Origin of the sequence: Pleurocapsa sp. CCALA 161, from assembly GCF_003003995.1 — a bacterium.
GTDB lineage: Bacteria > Cyanobacteriota > Cyanobacteriia > Cyanobacteriales > Xenococcaceae > Waterburya.
This window is the reverse complement of sequence record NZ_PVWF01000016.1, coordinates 42,138-58,199: the sequence shown is the minus strand read 5'-3', so window position 1 is coordinate 58,199 and position 16,062 is coordinate 42,138. Positions and strand designations below refer to the sequence as shown.

At 40.5% G+C, this 16,062-nt stretch carries 16 protein-coding genes and 1 pseudogene; 12 read left to right on the top strand and 5 right to left on the bottom strand.

All coding sequences use genetic code 11. The annotated features are described in order from the left end of the window. The first annotated feature begins 108 nt into the window (after nt 1–108). The 3 genes from C7B62_RS06110 (at nt 109) to C7B62_RS06100 (ending at nt 1,708) form a co-directional block, all read left to right on the top strand. Complete coding sequence (locus C7B62_RS06110) at nt 109–951, top strand: bifunctional 2-polyprenyl-6-hydroxyphenol methylase/3-demethylubiquinol 3-O-methyltransferase UbiG (RefSeq protein WP_106233729.1); 843 nt, start codon at nt 109–111, stop codon at nt 949–951. Nucleotides 952–1,158: 207 nt separating this feature from the next. After that, the gene (locus C7B62_RS06105; RefSeq protein WP_106233728.1) at nt 1,159–1,386 is read left to right on the top strand and encodes a type II toxin-antitoxin system PrlF family antitoxin; all 228 of its coding nucleotides are present in this window, start codon (nt 1,159–1,161) and stop codon (nt 1,384–1,386) included. After that, a complete protein-coding gene (locus C7B62_RS06100) occupies nt 1,373–1,708 on the top strand; it encodes a type II toxin-antitoxin system PemK/MazF family toxin (protein WP_106233727.1) in 336 nt (111 codons plus the stop codon). Before C7B62_RS06105 ends, C7B62_RS06100 begins: the two co-directional genes overlap by 14 nt. Nucleotides 1,709–1,807: 99 nt before the next feature. On the opposite strand, the gene C7B62_RS06095 is transcribed toward C7B62_RS06100, so the two are convergent. The 3 genes and pseudogenes from C7B62_RS06095 to C7B62_RS06085 all read right to left on the bottom strand — a co-directional run bounded on the left by C7B62_RS06095 (nt 1,808) and on the right by C7B62_RS06085 (nt 4,533). After that, nucleotides 1,808–3,472, bottom strand: a complete 1,665-nt coding sequence (locus C7B62_RS06095) for a transglutaminase domain-containing protein (RefSeq protein ID WP_106233726.1) — start codon at nt 3,470–3,472, stop codon at nt 1,808–1,810. Nucleotides 3,473–3,660: 188 nt separating this feature from the next. Further along, nucleotides 3,661–3,957, bottom strand: a pseudogene (locus tag C7B62_RS06090) (ATP-binding cassette domain-containing protein); the annotation flags it as partial. Nucleotides 3,958–4,086: 129 nt separating this feature from the next. Beyond that, nucleotides 4,087–4,533, bottom strand: a complete 447-nt coding sequence (locus tag C7B62_RS06085) for an amino acid ABC transporter permease (protein ID WP_199194084.1) — start codon at nt 4,531–4,533, stop codon at nt 4,087–4,089. A 371-nt stretch (nt 4,534–4,904) separates the two neighbouring features. Here C7B62_RS06085 and C7B62_RS06080 point away from each other — a divergent pair, with 371 nt between their 5' ends. The 5 genes from C7B62_RS06080 to C7B62_RS06060 all read left to right on the top strand — a co-directional run bounded on the left by C7B62_RS06080 (nt 4,905) and on the right by C7B62_RS06060 (nt 10,139). Continuing rightward, complete coding sequence (locus C7B62_RS06080) at nt 4,905–5,507, top strand: hypothetical protein (protein ID WP_106233725.1); 603 nt, start codon at nt 4,905–4,907, stop codon at nt 5,505–5,507. A 132-nt stretch (nt 5,508–5,639) separates the two neighbouring features. Then, nucleotides 5,640–6,518 (top strand): LysR family transcriptional regulator, encoded by an 879-nt coding sequence (locus tag C7B62_RS06075; protein WP_106233724.1) that lies wholly within the window; start codon nt 5,640–5,642, stop codon nt 6,516–6,518. 73 nt (nt 6,519–6,591) lie between these two features. Next, the gene (locus C7B62_RS06070; protein ID WP_106233723.1) at nt 6,592–7,005 is read left to right on the top strand and encodes a hypothetical protein; all 414 of its coding nucleotides are present in this window, start codon (nt 6,592–6,594) and stop codon (nt 7,003–7,005) included. A gap of 87 nt (nt 7,006–7,092) precedes the next feature. Further along, nucleotides 7,093–9,681, top strand: coding sequence for a TIGR03960 family B12-binding radical SAM protein (locus C7B62_RS06065; RefSeq protein ID WP_106233722.1), 2,589 nt, complete (start codon nt 7,093–7,095; stop codon nt 9,679–9,681). A gap of 131 nt (nt 9,682–9,812) precedes the next feature. Continuing rightward, nucleotides 9,813–10,139, top strand: coding sequence for a UbiA family prenyltransferase (locus C7B62_RS06060; RefSeq protein ID WP_106233721.1), 327 nt, complete (start codon nt 9,813–9,815; stop codon nt 10,137–10,139). A 9-nt stretch (nt 10,140–10,148) separates the two neighbouring features. Here C7B62_RS06060 and C7B62_RS06055 read toward each other — a convergent pair whose 3' ends face one another. Beyond that, nucleotides 10,149–10,712 (bottom strand): hypothetical protein, encoded by a 564-nt coding sequence (locus C7B62_RS06055; RefSeq protein WP_106233720.1) that lies wholly within the window; start codon nt 10,710–10,712, stop codon nt 10,149–10,151. Nucleotides 10,713–10,775: 63 nt separating this feature from the next. Next, nucleotides 10,776–11,846, bottom strand: coding sequence for a TrkA family potassium uptake protein (locus C7B62_RS06050; protein WP_106233719.1), 1,071 nt, complete (start codon nt 11,844–11,846; stop codon nt 10,776–10,778). Nucleotides 11,847–12,010: 164 nt separating this feature from the next. Between C7B62_RS06050 and C7B62_RS06045 the strand changes: the two genes are divergently transcribed. From C7B62_RS06045 to C7B62_RS06030, 4 genes are all read left to right on the top strand, one after another. Then, on the top strand, nt 12,011–13,288 hold the full coding sequence (locus C7B62_RS06045) for an aspartate aminotransferase family protein (RefSeq protein ID WP_199194083.1): 1,278 nt from the start codon (nt 12,011–12,013) through the stop codon (nt 13,286–13,288). Nucleotides 13,289–13,683: 395 nt separating this feature from the next. Further along, nucleotides 13,684–14,523 carry a class I SAM-dependent methyltransferase gene (locus C7B62_RS06040; RefSeq protein ID WP_158260636.1) on the top strand — a complete coding sequence of 280 codons (840 nt, stop codon included), beginning with the start codon at nt 13,684–13,686 and terminating at the stop codon, nt 14,521–14,523. Nucleotides 14,524–14,578: 55 nt separating this feature from the next. Beyond that, entirely contained in the window at nt 14,579–15,571 is a 993-nt protein-coding gene (dusA, locus tag C7B62_RS06035) for a tRNA dihydrouridine(20/20a) synthase DusA (RefSeq protein ID WP_106233717.1), read from the top strand. 138 nt (nt 15,572–15,709) lie between these two features. After that, nucleotides 15,710–15,976 carry a Precorrin-3B methylase gene (locus C7B62_RS06030; protein ID WP_106233716.1) on the top strand — a complete coding sequence of 89 codons (267 nt, stop codon included), beginning with the start codon at nt 15,710–15,712 and terminating at the stop codon, nt 15,974–15,976. The last annotated feature ends 86 nt before the right edge of the window (nt 15,977–16,062 follow it).

Here is a 16,062-nt window from a genome sequence, read left to right as displayed (position 1 = left end):
GGGTTTTGTCTTAGAAAACGCCGATGGTTCGGTATTAGCCACGGCAGAACAAGTGAACTTAAGCATCGAGTTTAAACAGTCGGTATCATCCAGGGATTAAGCTTAATCATGACAGAATCCGCATATATCTTTACCAATACTCAATTCAAGTCCGAGTTATCAAGATTGCAGGTATTAGAAAAAGTATGCGATCCTGCCAGTCATCGCCGTATTCTAGCGACAGGCATAACTAGTGGTTGGCAATGTCTGGAAATTGGTGCAGGAGCAGGTTCGATGATGCGTTGGATGGCAGAAACAGTTGGAACAACAGGTAAAGTGACGGCTGTGGATCTTAATACTCGTTTCATCAAGGATAATGATTTATCCAACGTTGAGGTAATTGAGGCTGATATTAATCAAGTTACTTTGCCTGGCGTATTTGACTTGATTCATATGCGTCATGTCTTAATTCACCTTAAAGATCAAGCCATTTTAACCAAGCTTTTAAAGTTACTTAAGCCTCAAGGTTGGCTGGTAATCGAAGAACCAGATTTTTCTGCTACCAGATTTATTTCGGGAACTCCACTCCAGCAGCAATCAGTAGAAAAGGTACATCAAGCTATTTGCCAGATGTTTACCAATCAAGGAAAAGACTATGCCCTGGGAATTAAGCTACCGTCGATTCTACAGCAATTAGAATTACAGCAGATACAGGTAGAAAACGATGTTTCCATAGCTGCGGGCAATTCAGATATTGCTAGGCTGATGAAACTCTCGGCGCAGCAACTGGCAGAAAAATATATCGCTACAGGAAAAGCAACGCTAACAGATATTCAAATCTACTGTCAATTTGCCGAAGATCGAACTGCTTGGGGTATTTATTTGGCAACAGTCGGAGTTATGGGTCAAAAACTAGTAGACTTGGGCATCAATAAAGCTACCATTCATAAATTATCAAAGCCTCACAGTTGAATGCTTCTGATGTTATGCCCTGGTGGTACTTTTAATTTGCGAAGCTTAACATACGGCGAATATGCCTTCAAGGACTAGCCCTAGAGGATTCGCTGCTCATCATACTAGCTTAATGGTTTGGGTAATAATGAAAGATAAAACAATAAAGTAAGAAATCATTACTTTATTACGGTATGCTAAATTAAAGTAGTATTTTCCAAGTGAATCATGGAATTTTCCAAATTGACGACTAAACACCAAGCAACCATACCTAAACTAATTAGAAAAAAATTGGCTTTGCAGGCTGGGGACTACATCCAGTTTCACGAACAAAACGGACAAGTTGTTGTTAGCAAAGTTGAACAAGTTGATCGTGACTATTTGGGAGCAGTAGGAATGACCTTAGAATCTGAATGGCTAAGTGAAGCAGATGAGGCAGCTTATGCAGACCTTTAAACAATATGAGATCGTCGTCGTTCCTTTCCCCTTCACCGATCGCAATGCTAATAAACGAAGACCAGCTTTGATTTTGAGCGATTCATCTAGCTTAACAATCGATAAAAGTATCTTGGCAATGATTACTAGTTCATTACATCATCCCTGGCCATTAGATGTTGAAATAGACGATTTAGTTGCAGCGGGGCTGAATTCACCCTCAATCATCAGAATGAAGCTGTTTACTTTAGACAATTCATTAGTGGTTAAAATCATTGGTAAATTGTGTGAGCAGGATTCTGAAAAGATAAGTTTTAATCTAGCCGAAACATTCGGATTCTGAAGAGCGAGAAGAAGTAGAACTGGAGTAGTCGCGATCGCGCCAATAAAGTTTGTTGCTAATATTTGTTTAATCAGATTTAAACTAAATCCCCAACTGAGGTTAGTTACTTGATTCTTCAGGCTGTAATTCTGCCAAAATCATAAATCTAATATGATTTAAGGACAAATCCCCAATAGAAACCGTTTCTTTATCGATTTTTATCCCTCCACTAGTAATAAACTCAAAGGAAGTATCTTTTGCCATTTCGGCATGATACCAAGATAACCCCATAAAAAAGCGGGTGGGATATGGACCTCCTTCAAATAGATCGTCGGGGTTAGACTCCATTGGTAGCCAGCCATAGCCAGGAAGATAAAACTCCATCCAAACGTGATTATAGTCTGGCTGAAGAGGTAGGTTGCGTTTGAGAGGATCGCCAGGACATTTGTATCTACCGACGGTGCGACAGGCAATACCGTTAAGACGGCATAAAGCCAAAAGTAAACCAAGATATTCCCCGCACGAACCTATTCCTCGTTTAAGGGCAATGTCAGGGGTATCAATATGGGGTTTGATACCGTAGGCTAATTTGTCATAGACGTAGTTGCGAATACTATATACCTGACGCAAAAGATTAGTTTCTGAGCCGATCGCTATTTTGGCAGCCTGCTTAATAATCTCCGTGTCCATTGCCAGATTATCGTTATCTTGCAGGTACTTTTGCTGATATTCTGGACTAAGCTGAGGTATTTTTTCGCAATCATCGGGCTTAATTTGGTATTTAATACTCCAAACTTCTAAAATTGCCTTCCAGCCAAATATATAACGCTGTTCAGAATTAAACTTATCAAACTTAAATACGGCAATGCGCTGTCCCTCTTTAACTTCTTCAGTAAAGGGTAAGCCGATCGCCTGAACGGAGCGAATTTTTTGTCGATCTGTTTCCGCAGGTAGGGCAATACGCCATTCTAAATTGTCGATTGCAACTGGATCTAGGGGAGAGATTTCTTCGCTGTAGGACATCTCCACTAGATAGCCATTAGATAAAGCATAGTTGTGCTGGCGACTGTAATGGAAATAGAGGGGATGAATAAAAGTGCGATCGCGATATTGTAATTCGTAGTTGGGTTCGGCGTTAGGATTATCACGAATATAAACTTCTCGATCTGCATAAGCAACATAGAGAGTTTCTTTCCCTTCATCATCAGAGTTAAATGCTAATCCTGTAGGGGATACAAAAGGAGTCAAGACGCTAAAAATCGTTTCTCCTGTGGCTCGATCTAGACAGTAAACGGTTTGCTCTAGGGTGTCCGTCAGCCAGATTTCTTCTGATTTAACGGTAATATTTTCTAAACCGATACCTGGCGCATAAAAATGCGTAATCTTGCTGGCTCGATTTCGATCATAAACGAGAATTTTGCCCTGTCTTTGACTAGTCAAATAAATCGTCGATCCTGAAACAGCAATCCCGTTAAGCTCGCCATCTAAATGTAAAAATAACTGCGGTTCAAAATCTTTAGTGATTAAGGAACAACAGTAAACATATTCACCGTTAGTAAACCAGAGAATATCATCAGTAATGGCTAAACCTGTTGCACCGATGAAATCCAGACAAGTACGACTGTTAAGAATAGTCGTGTTATCTGTGGCTGGATCGATTTGCAATAGATAACCATTGTTAGAGTCAATCGCCCAAATAAAATCTTCATGGAACACCATACCGTAAATTGAACTAGCTGCGATCGGTCTAATAGTTGTGACGGCAGTCGGTTTATTTGAGGTCATATAGTCAATCAAGAGTTTGAGTACTTAAAATACTACATTTGTTTAGCCAGTTACAGTGTAGGTAGTGAACAATTGAAAGTAAAAGTTGCCAATGCATCTTCAAGCACAATCAGTAAAAACATTGACTCATGAAGGCGATCGCTGTCTAACTTACCAGTAATTTCAATTTCCGATCATACTATTGGGATCTAACCACCTTGGCTTGAGCGAATGTCTTCATTTACTATATGAGTATAAACAAAACGTTCATCCTTAAAATTTAAGTCAAATAAAAAGATAATGCGATCGGCTACTTCGCGGGCAAAGCCAACCTCATGGGTAACGCATACCATCGTCATCCCTGATTCTGCTAAACCTCTCATGACATTCAATACCTCTCTAACCATCTCTGGATCGAGTGCGCTAGTAGGTTCGTCAAACAGCATTACTTTAGGCTGCATGGCTAAGGCACGAGCGATCGCAACTTTTTGTTGTTGCCCCCCAGAAAAAAGCTACGAAAAGTACGAGAGTTTAAGTAATCTCCTGCATAGGTTAAATCCTCGGCGGCAATCTGCCTGACGACGCTAGTGAATAGAACAGCCAGGATTACTTGACCAATTAAAGCTCGATAGATGTTAGCTAAAGTTAGCTAAAGCTGGTGGAATGACAATATAACGAAACACCGACAGTTTCTTAAAGCCAATTGCTAAACCTGCTTCCCATTGTCCTTTGGCAATACTTTCGACTCCAGCACGTATGATTTCTGTAGAATAGGCTCCAAAATTAACTGCTAGAGAGAGAATTGCTGCTTGTTCTGCCGATAGCTTAATACCCAGATTGGGCAAGCCAAAAAAGATCAAAAATAGCTGAATCAAATAAGGCGTATTGCGAATAATCTCGACATAAGCCAAAGCGATCGCATTAAAAATTTTATTACCAGAAGTTCGACATAAAGAACCCACAATCCCAATAGCTAGTCCAAAAGCGATCGCCAACAGCGAAATTTTTAAAGTTAGCCAAACTCCAGCCAGCAAGACATCAATATTTTCCCAAACTACGGAGAAATCAAATGCGTAATTCACCTTAAATCAAAAGGCTCAAACCTTTACTTTTTTACTGACTTGTATACAATATGCAATTATTCAAATAAATACCGTATCGATAAATACAGGATGGTTATATTCAAAACAACGATTACGAGATACTTGCTGAAGTCATTATAGGCAAGACTGTTGCCAGAAGAATAAAAGTAATAATGCCCAAAGCTAAGTTACGATAAATTCGTTTTTCTGGTCTACATCTTTGATACTTCATACCAATAAATATGATTAAATATAATTTTCTCCTTTATAACAAATTAAATTTATTCAACTACTCTAACCAGATGCAATAATCGGTTGTTTTACTATTGCTAGGTAGGTTAAAAGGCAAGAGATTTTGAAAATTAAAACCAATGCTAGATAATTATAAATCAGTACCCTTCCTAGCTGGCGTCAGCCTTTTGCTCATAACTTCGTTAAGTATTGGCGGATTTGTTTATTCATCTTTTCGTGCTGATTCAACCGATACCGCAGGAGAATCTAAAACAGAAACTGACTCCTTGGGAGGAACAGGCACAGATCAGATTAAATCTGCACCATTCCCCTCAGTTGAATCTAGTGGTGCAGGCAGTAACACTGATTCAACGACTGGTATTCCTACTGGAACATATTCCAACCCACCTACTAAAATTGAAACTGGTAGCGAAGACTTAGTTCCTAAAACAAGTCAAAGTCCAATTAATAATTTTGAATCAAGTGTCGATCGCAATCGAGCAATCCAGCAATCCATGAATGATTCAAATGATTCAATAGATCATTCAATTCCCGACTATAGTGCGCCTGCTTCTAGCAACAATTATCATGATACTCAAGACAACAGCCTGATCGAACCTCTAGAAGATGACAGCTTGCTTGAATCATCCCCAAGCAATTCTGACACTGTTCCTCTTGCCCCTGTTACTGAACCTTTGTCCCCATCGTCTTCGTCGTCTTCGTCGTCTCTATCTGAACCATAAAAACTTAAACTGTTAACTAAATATTCTTTACGTCGGCTGTAAAGTAGTTGGTTTTAAGCTGTAAATTGATGACAAGATTAAAAGATCGCCAGGTATATCATTAAATTAAAGAACTGGTGAACATCGCGTCTCATGAAACTTTCTCAGATTAGATCATTTGTCGCCGTGGCAAGGTGCGGTAATTTTAGTCAGGCAGCAGTTGAATTAGATCTTACCCAGCCTACTGTAAGCCATGCGATCGCTACTTTAGAAGCAGATTTAGGGGTGCAATTACTGTTTAGAGGCAAAAAAGGGGTAAATCTTACTCCCGCAGGTGAAAGCGTCTTAAGGCACTGCGATCGCGTATTACAGTCGGTTGAAGATATTAAACAGGAAGCTAACCGATGTAAAAGCTTAGGTGGGGGAAAAGTACGAATTTCTGCCTTTCGTGGTGCAGCAGCGCAGTTACTGCCTAAAATTAAAGCCGAGTTTCAATCTAAGCATCCCCAAATTGAAGTCAAAATTGTGGAAGAAAAAGATTGTCCTCAAGTCGAACAAATGGTTTATGAGGGTAAAGCCGATCTCGGTTTGACAATTTTGCCCACTTCTAAAGATTTGGCTACGATTGAAGTGCTGCGGGATAATTACGTTGTCTTATTGCCACCAAATTTAAAGCTGGATACATCATCAGACGGACAGTGTATTAGCTGGACACAACTGCTGTCAATCCCAATTATTTCTTATCCCAATCAAAATAGCTGTTTTAAACAGATCAAACATTACTTTGAATCGGCAGGGTATCAGTTCAGTCCATCGGAACAAGTTCGCGAAAGCGATACTATTGTTAGTCTGGTTGCTACGGGATCGGGTGCAGCTATTCTGCCTCAACTATCAGTGTTTTATCTGCCTGAAGGAGTTACTATCTGTCAGTTACCCCAACCTCTTCAGCGCATTGTGGTGGCAGCAACCCCCAAAGATACCGATCTTTCTCATGCAGTTTGGGCATTTACCGATTTTCTCCAGCAGCAATGATGTCTAACAGTTTAGTTAGCAACTTAAAATTAAAATAGTAGAGTATGCCTAAATTAAATTATAGATAACATCAATGAGTATTCAGATTGAGTCTGACTTGAAAGAAATCTTTGCTAAGTTCGATCAAAAACTTGATAAATTAGATGGCAAGCTAGATAAACTGACGGACGACGTTACAGAATTAAAAGTAGGTCAAGCCAGGCTAGAAGGCAAAATTAATGCTGTTGATGAAAAGTTATCTGGTCAAATTAAATCAGTTGATGAAAAGTTATCTGGTCAAATTAAGTCAGTCGATGAAAAATTATCTGGTCAAATTAAATCAGTCGATGAAAGACTTTCAGGAAAAATAGATGCCTTAGAAGCTACGGTAAGCGGATTAGACAAAAGAGTTAGTAACCAAGAATTTACTAATCGTGGTGTATTAGTAGGACTAATTTTAGTAATTCTTGGCGGTGCAGCCAAATTTTTTGGTTTTATGAGCAATTAGTAGCTTGTCTACTTAGATAAGAACCTCCAAATATTCGATATAGTAGATATTTAAGATAATTACTTTATCCATTAGGAGATTTAAGTTTTGACCCTGATAAGTGATAGTCCCATTGATTCAACTATAGCCAAGCCAGCCAGATATTTAGGTAACGAACTTGGTGCAGTACATAAGCCTTGGACAGATGCCGAGGTGCGATGGGTGTTGACTTATCCTGAAGTTTATGAGGTAGGGGCATCAAATCTGGGTCATATTATTCTCTACAATATTATTAACGCGCAACCGCAACAGTTATGCGATCGCACATATCTTCCTGCGCCAGACTTATCAGCCAAGTTAAGAGAGACTCATACACCCTTGTTTGCTTTAGAATCAAAGCGATCGCTCCAAGACTTTGATATTTTAGGCTTTAGTCTTAGCTATGAACTGGGGGCGACAAATATCTTAGAAATGCTGAGTTTGGCGCAGATTCCCCTTACCTGGAAGGAAAGGAATACAGGAGATTATCCCTTGATTTTTGCAGGAGGACAAACCGCTACTTCCAACCCCGAACCTTATGCTGATTTCTTTGACTTTATTGCTTTGGGTGATGGAGAAGAATTATTACCTGAGATTGGGTTAATTATCAAAGAAGGTAAAGCAGCAGGATTGAGTAAAGAGGAGTTATTACTTGATTTAGCCCAAGTTCCTGGGGTATATGTACCCAGATTTTATGAGATGGCAGAAGATGGCTCTGTGGATCGCATTACCAAAGATGTGCCTAAAAGGGTTTTGCGTCGGGTAGCTACGCCGATTCCCGCCTATTCGATTGGCTTAGTACCCTATATTGAAACCGTACACGATCGCCTGACGGTAGAAATTAGACGAGGCTGTACCCGTGGCTGTCGTTTTTGCCAGCCAGGGATGTTAACTCGCCCCGCAACAGATGTTGAACCAGAAAAAGTGGTAGATGCGATCGAAAAGGGGATGCGGGCAACAGGCTACAATGAGTTTTCTTTACTTTCTTTGAGTTGTTCAGACTATTTAGCTTTACCTGCGGTAGGCATGGAGATCAAAAACCGCTTGCAAGAGGAGAATATTTCTTTATCTCTTCCCAGCCAACGGGTAGATCGTTTTGATGACAATATTGCCGATATTATTGGCGGTATACGCAAGTCGGGGCTAACCTTTGCACCTGAAGCTGGAACTCAGCGGATGCGGGATGTAGTTAATAAGGGATTGACCAACGAAGAGTTGTTACGGGGGATTCAAACCGCCGTCACCCGTGGCTGGAATAAGGTAAAACTCTACTTTATGATTGGCTTACCTGGCGAAACTGACGTTGACGTGGTGGGGATTGTCGATACAGTACGCTGGTTGCGCCGTGAGTGTAGTCAGATGAGTAATAAACGCCTCAACTTTAATATCACCATTTCTAACTTTACTCCCAAGCCACACACGCCTTTTCAATGGCATTCTGTATCAACTAGTGAGTTCAAACGGAAACAGGAACTACTCAAAGATGAATTTCGACGAGTACGGGGAATTAAAGTTAACTACACCGATGTCCGTATCTCAGCCATGGAAGACTTTGTTGGTAGAGGCGATCGCCGTTTAGCTTCTGTAGTCAAACGTGCCTGGGAGTTAGGTGCAGGGATGGATTCCTGGTGGGAGAATTTAGATAAAGCATATGGTGCTTGGTCGCAAGCGATCGCCGAAGCAGATCTAACCTGGAAATACCGTCAGGTAGAAAACGGCGAGTGGAATATCTTTCAAGATCGTGATGCAACTATCGCAGATGCTACCGATGCAGCGCTACCCTGGGATCATATTAATACGGGCATAGATAAACAGTGGCTCAAAGAAGACTTACAAAGGGCATTGGATGCTGCCACTGTCCCTGACTGTGCCTTTGAGGGTTGTTCTCACTGTGGTGTATGTGGCACAGACTTTGGACATAATATTGTGGTTAAACCCCCTGCTATTCCTAAGTTTGCTGGACACTTTAAACCCAATCAAGATAAAGAACAAAAGATTAGGATGTGGTTTGGCAAAATTGACGAGATGAGCCTAATTAGCCACCTAGATCTAGTGCGCTTATTTGATCGCGCTATCCGTCGTGCAGCTTTACCGATCTCTTTTACAGGAGGATATCATCCTGGACCGAAAATTTCTATTGCTAACGCCCTATCTCTGGGTATTACCAGCAACGGAGAAATAGTTGATTTTGAATTAACCGAAGACATGGATGTTGAGGAATTCCAGATCAGATTAGCGGGTCAATTACCCGAAAATGTGCCGATTTATAAGGTACAAGAAGTAGATGTTAAGTCCCCTAACGCTAGTCGGATCATGGATCGCGCCGAATATTTAATTACTCTCAAGCTAGCAGAAGATACAGCAGATCTAGAAACTCCTTGGCAAGAATGGATTGATGAGATTAATAATGCTCAGGTAATTCTTTGGGAGAAATTTACTAAGTCGGGGAATAAAAAACAAATAAACTTACGCGATCGCCTATTTGCCCTTACCTTAGAATCAGCAGACAATAATCAAGCCATAATTCGCTTTACTGGTAGCTGTCGCAATGATGGTACTAACCTCTCGCCAGATAATCTGGTTTATATGTTGGAAAAGATTGCTAAGGTTGAGATGCAATTACTTCATGTCCATCGTCAGCAATTAATTTTAAGTTAAGGTTGATCTCTTTATTTTGGGGGATACAGACTTTAATTTATCAAGGGAAAATTGTCACGGCTTACAGAGCAACACAATCTAATAATTGATAATCTAGTAGTTAGTAATGAATATATTAAAGAGCTGGTCTGATGAATACTCCCGAGGACAAAGAGCGCGAATATAAGCGTAGAGAAGCCCAATTACAGGCAAAACGAGAATTAAGATTGCGCGAGTTGGAGACTGAAGTGATTGCTGGGGAACCGCCTTTACATAAGACGAAAAAACATCATCCTACGGATAATTCAATTCAGAAATTTGGCAGAAAAATAGTCAAGTTTGCTAAATTTGTTGGGTTCGTGGTGGCGGGAATTGCCATGATTAGAGTGGGCTTTTTAATCGGGATGTGGATTACCTATTTAATCCTGGCAGGAATTATTGCAGGAATTGGTTATCAAATTTTTCTTAAAGATAAGTAATGATTAATTTTACTGATTACTGATTTTCTTTTCTACTAACTGTAGATGCTGTGGTTCAATAGTTAACGGTTGTTTCAAGAGTGCTAGCTCGCGAATTATTTCCTGCTGCTGTTGTTGAATTTGATCTAAACGAGCCATGATTTCCTGAAGCTGTTGAGAGTCGCTGGTTACTTCGTAGTTAGTTACTGTGGTGTTGGATGTAATTGTTTTGGGCTTTGGCTGCCAGCCAAACAGAAATTTGAGTAACCGCAAAGGCGATCGCAATATTGCCAGCCAAAGACGATCTATGGCGCTGGCGATCGCTCGGTAAATTGTGAGGAGTAATCTAACCACCAAAATGATGGCAACTAAACTGATCAGCATAGCCATGACAGGATGACTAACTAACCATGCGACCAAAGGATGTTGGTTCAACCAAACAGCTATGGAAGAACCAATTGAGTTACCAATCCTCTCCATCAAATAATTGTCGGCGGAGGACGCTTTTTCGGTAGCTTGATGAACTAAAGACAATGCCTTAGTTTTCAAGGGATTTAATTTATCGACCAGATTATCTAGATTATCTAATGACACAGGACAAAGAATTAAAATTCTACTCTAGCTAAAATAAGCCTAAAAAAGCTTAAAAAGTCTTGTCTATTGATTTTTCGGTAGTCTTAACCCAGCATTAGGATTAATTGGACCAAGAATTTTATTGAGGGTTCGCAGTTGGTCTGCCGTTCCCATGCAGATTAAGGCATCACGTTCGAGAATTTTCGTATCTCCATCAGGCCCAGCAATTAAATTGCCGTCAAAGCGACGAATTGCCAAGACTAGCGCCCCTGACTGGGAGCGTAACTTAGCGTCTCTAATGGTTTGACCAACATAGGGACAGGCTGCTGAGTCAATTAAAAATTCTTCCATATAATAAGAACTGTTAGACCCCGCAATAATCCCATCCACAAAATCCATCACCTGGGGTCTTAATGCTGCTGCTGCTAGTCTTTTTCCTCCCGTAATGTAGGGAGAAACCACCGCATCAGCTCCTGCACGCTGGAGTTTTTGAACCGCTTCTTCATTACTGGCACGAGCGATCGCCCTAATCCGTGGATTAAGGGTCTTAGCTGACAGCACTGTATAAAGATTCTGGGCATCTGAAGGCAAGGCGGTGACTAGACAATTTGCACATTCAATTCTAGCGCGAATTAATGATTCATCTAAAGTTGCATCTCCTAAAATTACCGTATAGCCAAGCTGCTTAATTTCTTCAACTTCTTCAACATTGTCGTCAATAATAACGAAGGGAATACCTTCTGCAAAAAATTCGCTGGCAACATGACGACCTGTACGCCCAAAACCACATACTATATAGTGTTGATCTAGAGATTCAATCAAACTCTTCTCCTGCCTCAGTCTGATTCCTTCTTGAAAATACCCTTGGATTAGGGCTTCAGTAAAACGATTGACAATATAACCAATGGTGAATAAACCCATTAAAATCAGAGCTATGGTGAATAATCGCCCTCTTGCTCCTAACGGATGCACCTCCAAAAACCCTACCGTAGATAGAGTAATTATGGTCATATAGGCTGACTCAGTAAAAGTCCACTTTTCAACTAACCAGAACCAGAAAGTACCCACCAGTACGATACTAGCTAATACTACCCCTCCCCTGATTAACTCCTGGCGTAAACGACCATACTTTTCCTCAAAAGTGTAACTATACATTCAATATTCAGCGCTGCTGTATTTGATAACACTCTTTTCCCAAAATTAATTACATTAAGATTAAATTGGAATTAAAATCAAACCACATTAGATTAGTTTTATCAAATAATAACCGTCTTTTTACACATCATTCTGTCAAAATAATCTTTATTCAAGGGTATCTTGTGATTCAATCTACAGCCATTAACAATTCTCTAACTACTTTAAACATCACTGAATTTGATCGCGATCGCTTTGACCAGAGCGTAATGCAAACTTATGGTCGTTTTCCCATTGCCATCGACAAAGGAGAAGGCTGCCGTCTTTGGGACACCGAAGGTAAAGAGTATCTTGACTTTGTGGCTGGAATTGCCACCTGTACTCTAGGTCATGCTCATCCAGCCTTAATTAAAGCTGTTACCGAGCAAATCAAAAAGCTACATCATGTTTCAAATTTATATTATATTCCCGAACAGGGGCAGCTAGCAGAATGGTTAGTTAATCACTCCTGCATGGACAAAGTATTTTTCTGCAATTCCGGCGCGGAGGCTAACGAAGCGGCAATTAAGCTAGTCAGAAAATATGCCCATACCTATTTAGACAAGGTAGAAAATCCGATTATTCTCACTGCTAAAGCTAGCTTTCATGGGCGCACCCTCGCAACCGTTACCGCTACAGGACAAGAAAAATATCAAAAAGGTTTTGGCCCTCTTATGCCTGGCTTTGCCTACGTACCGTATAACGATATTACTGCGGTAGAAAACGCCATTACTGACCTGGATGAAGGTACTTTGAGTCGAGTAGTGGGAATTATGATCGAACCTCTACAAGGGGAAGGAGGAGTGCGCCCTGGAGATTTGGAGTATTTTCTGAAACTACGTAAAATTTGCGACGAAAATAGTATTTTACTGGTTTTTGATGAGGTACAGGTAGGCATTGGTAGAAGCGGCAAACTCTGGGGTTATGAAAATTTAGGAATTGAACCAGATATTTTGACTAGCGCCAAAGGTTTAGCAGGTGGTATTCCCATTGGTGCAATGCTCTGTAAACAATCCTGTGCTGCGTTTGAGCCAGGCAACCATGCCAGTACTTTTGGCGGAAATCCTTTTGCTTGTGCTGCTGCTTTAGCTGTGCTGCAAACTTTGACAGAGGAAAATATCCTCCAAAACGTTCAGCAGCGAGGAGAACAACTGCGGGTGAGATTAAGAGCGATCGCCAAAAAATACCCTCATTTATTTACGGAAGTTCGTGGCTGGGGTCTAATTAACGGTCTGGAATTACGCTCAGATATCGATCTTACTTCGATACAGGTAGTTAAAGCAGCAATGGATAAAGGTTTGTTGCTTGCTCCTGCTGGGGCGAAGGTACTCCGTTTTGTTCCTCCTTTAGTAGTATCGGCAGTCGAAATAGAGCAGGCAGTGACTATTTTAGAACAAGTAATTATCCAGAATCAGTTTAATTAGTATTAGTACCTTGCACTGACAGCTAAACTTTTGGTCATTCAACAGTCAACAGTGAGCAATTACCTCTTTTTGAAAGAAGAGGATTGTAAATAAAAAATTAATTAATTGCTCATTGCTAAATATGCAGTGACAATCATTAAACTGTTACACCTCTAAGAGAGTTTATTGGGCTAATAGGTAAGAATTTTAAATGTGGTGAGGAGTGAACTTTATAAAGACCTGCTTTTGGGATCGAAACACGGACAGAACCCCAAAAGCAGGTCTTCTCACTATTTTTTGCAATTTTTTGCAATAGAACTACTTATGAAATTGCGATCGCGGTTTTTAATCACTAATAAATTGTGATAGGTTTTGATTGGAAATGGCGATATCAAACAAAATTATCTTGATTGATTGTGAAATATAATCCAGTGCAAGTTGCAGCTTTTTACGATTCTTATGGCGAACAAGAGTGGGATCGACTTAGCAAAAGTCCTGCTGCACTAGTTTCATTTCACATTCACCAGCATTATCTGCAAAAGTACGTCAAAACAAGCGATTCGGTGTTGGAAGTCGGTGCAGGTGCAGGTCGATTTACGATTGAACTTGCCAAACTAGGTGCATTGATTACGGTTGGGGATATATCTTTTGAACAGCTTAAACTCAACCAGAAATATGCTGTGGAATATCAGAGTGAAACATCGGTAAGTTCGCGCGTACAGCTTGATATTATTGACCTAAGCATGTTTGAAGCAGCAACCTTTGATGTCGTCGTTTGTTATGGCGGTGCATTAAGCTACGTTTTGGAACAAGCTAATATTGCTCTAAATGAAATGCTACGAGTATTAAAACCTGAAGGCTATTTATTACTCAGCGTGATGTCTTTGATTGGCACAACTCAAGCAAAATTTGAAGCCATAACAGAAATCCCCAATTTTACGCGACTTGTCGATCGAGTGAATACTAATGGCTTTCTTAATGGAAGCACTAATAATGGACATCAGCTTAAAATGTATCGGGCAAAAGAGTTAAAGCAATTATGCCAAAGCCATCAATGCGAAATTATGGCGATGTCAGCTTCTAATTATTTGAGTCTTAATCGTCATGAATTGCTAGAGGAAATGTTAACTACCGATGCATGGGCGAACTTTCTTAGGTGGGAGCTAGATTTTTGTGCTGAAGATGGCTGTTTGGATAGCGGGACACACATTATTAGCGTGATGAAAAAGACCAATAATAGATATATAGATCATTGATGCTCTAGAAGCGATCGCCGATCTTATAGCTATAAGCTTTTAGCATAATTACTCAATGAACAGTAGCCGAAATAATCAAACCAAAATTAATTTACCTCTAAGTATTGCACCGATGATGGATCGCACCGATCGCCATTATCGTTACTTTGTGCGCCAAATTACTCGACGTACTCTACTCTATACCGAGATGATTACTGCTCAAGCAATTCTACACGGGGATCGCCCTAAGCTACTAGACTTTTCTGCCGTAGAAAAACCTTTAGTGTTGCAGATTGGGGGGGATAATCCCACTTTGTTAGCAGAATGTGCCAAAATTGGCGCAGATTGGGGCTATGATGGCATAAATCTCAATGTTGGTTGCCCTAGCCCTAGAGTGCAAAACGGTAATTTTGGCGCTTGTTTAATGACCCAACCAGAATTAGTTGCTACAGCAGTTGAGGCGATGCAGCAGGCGGTTAGTATTCCTGTGACGGTTAAACATCGGATTGGCGTAGATGAATGCGATCGCTATGAAGACATGGTTAACTTTGTGCGGATTGTGTCTGAGGCTGGCTGTACTAACTTTAGCGTTCATGCTCGTAAAGCTTGGCTACAGGGTTTGAGTCCCAAGGAAAACCGAGATGTCCCCCCATTACGTTATGAAGATATCTATCGTCTGAAGCAAGATTTTCCTCATCTCTGGATCGAAATTAATGGTGGGATTACTAACATTGAGCAAACTCAAGCGCACTTGAAATCGGTAGATGCGGTCATGATTGGGCGTGCTGCTTACGATCGCCCTTATCTTTTTGCTACGGTAGATCGAGATATATTTGGCGAGGATGCGATCGTCAAATCTCGAGCAGAAATTGTTGAAGGGATGTTACCCTATATCGACTATTGGCTGGGCAAGGGAATAAGACTTAATTCGATTACTCGTCATATGTTACAGCTATTTGCCGAACAGCCAGGTACAAAAGCCTGGAAACGCTATATTACCGAGAAGGCTTGTTTATCAGGTGCCGATTCTTTGGTTATTAGTGCTGCATTAGCTCAAGTTTATCGCTAGAAGATTGGGGATTTGTGGACTTGGGGACTTGGGGCAATAATCATATGATCTCCCTACCTCCCTAATTCCCTACTTCCCCATAGCAATAGATCAAATCTACATTATCCGAATAGCCTTAAGTTGCCTTGAAACTAAATAATGGTTGCTAAGAAAAATAAAAATAAAGAATTAAAGGGCAAAGCATTAGTTAAGGAAGTATGTCGGCGTATTCGAGTAGCGAGGAGTTACTGGGATGCTCATAATAATGCTGCTTGTCGTGGGGAAAGAGAGAAAGCGATCGCCCTTTACAATACTTTGACTCCAGAACAAAAAGAGCAAATTCCCCAACAGCTAAGAATTTGGCTGCGTTATCGTAGTGAAAAATATTTTGGTGAACATCGTACAGCACCTAAAAACAAAAGTTAAAAGTCTTAGTTGAGATCGGCTGGATGTCACCATTGCTTAACATGATTGAGACTTAAGATACATTAAGCAGACGCTTTTCATAGTAG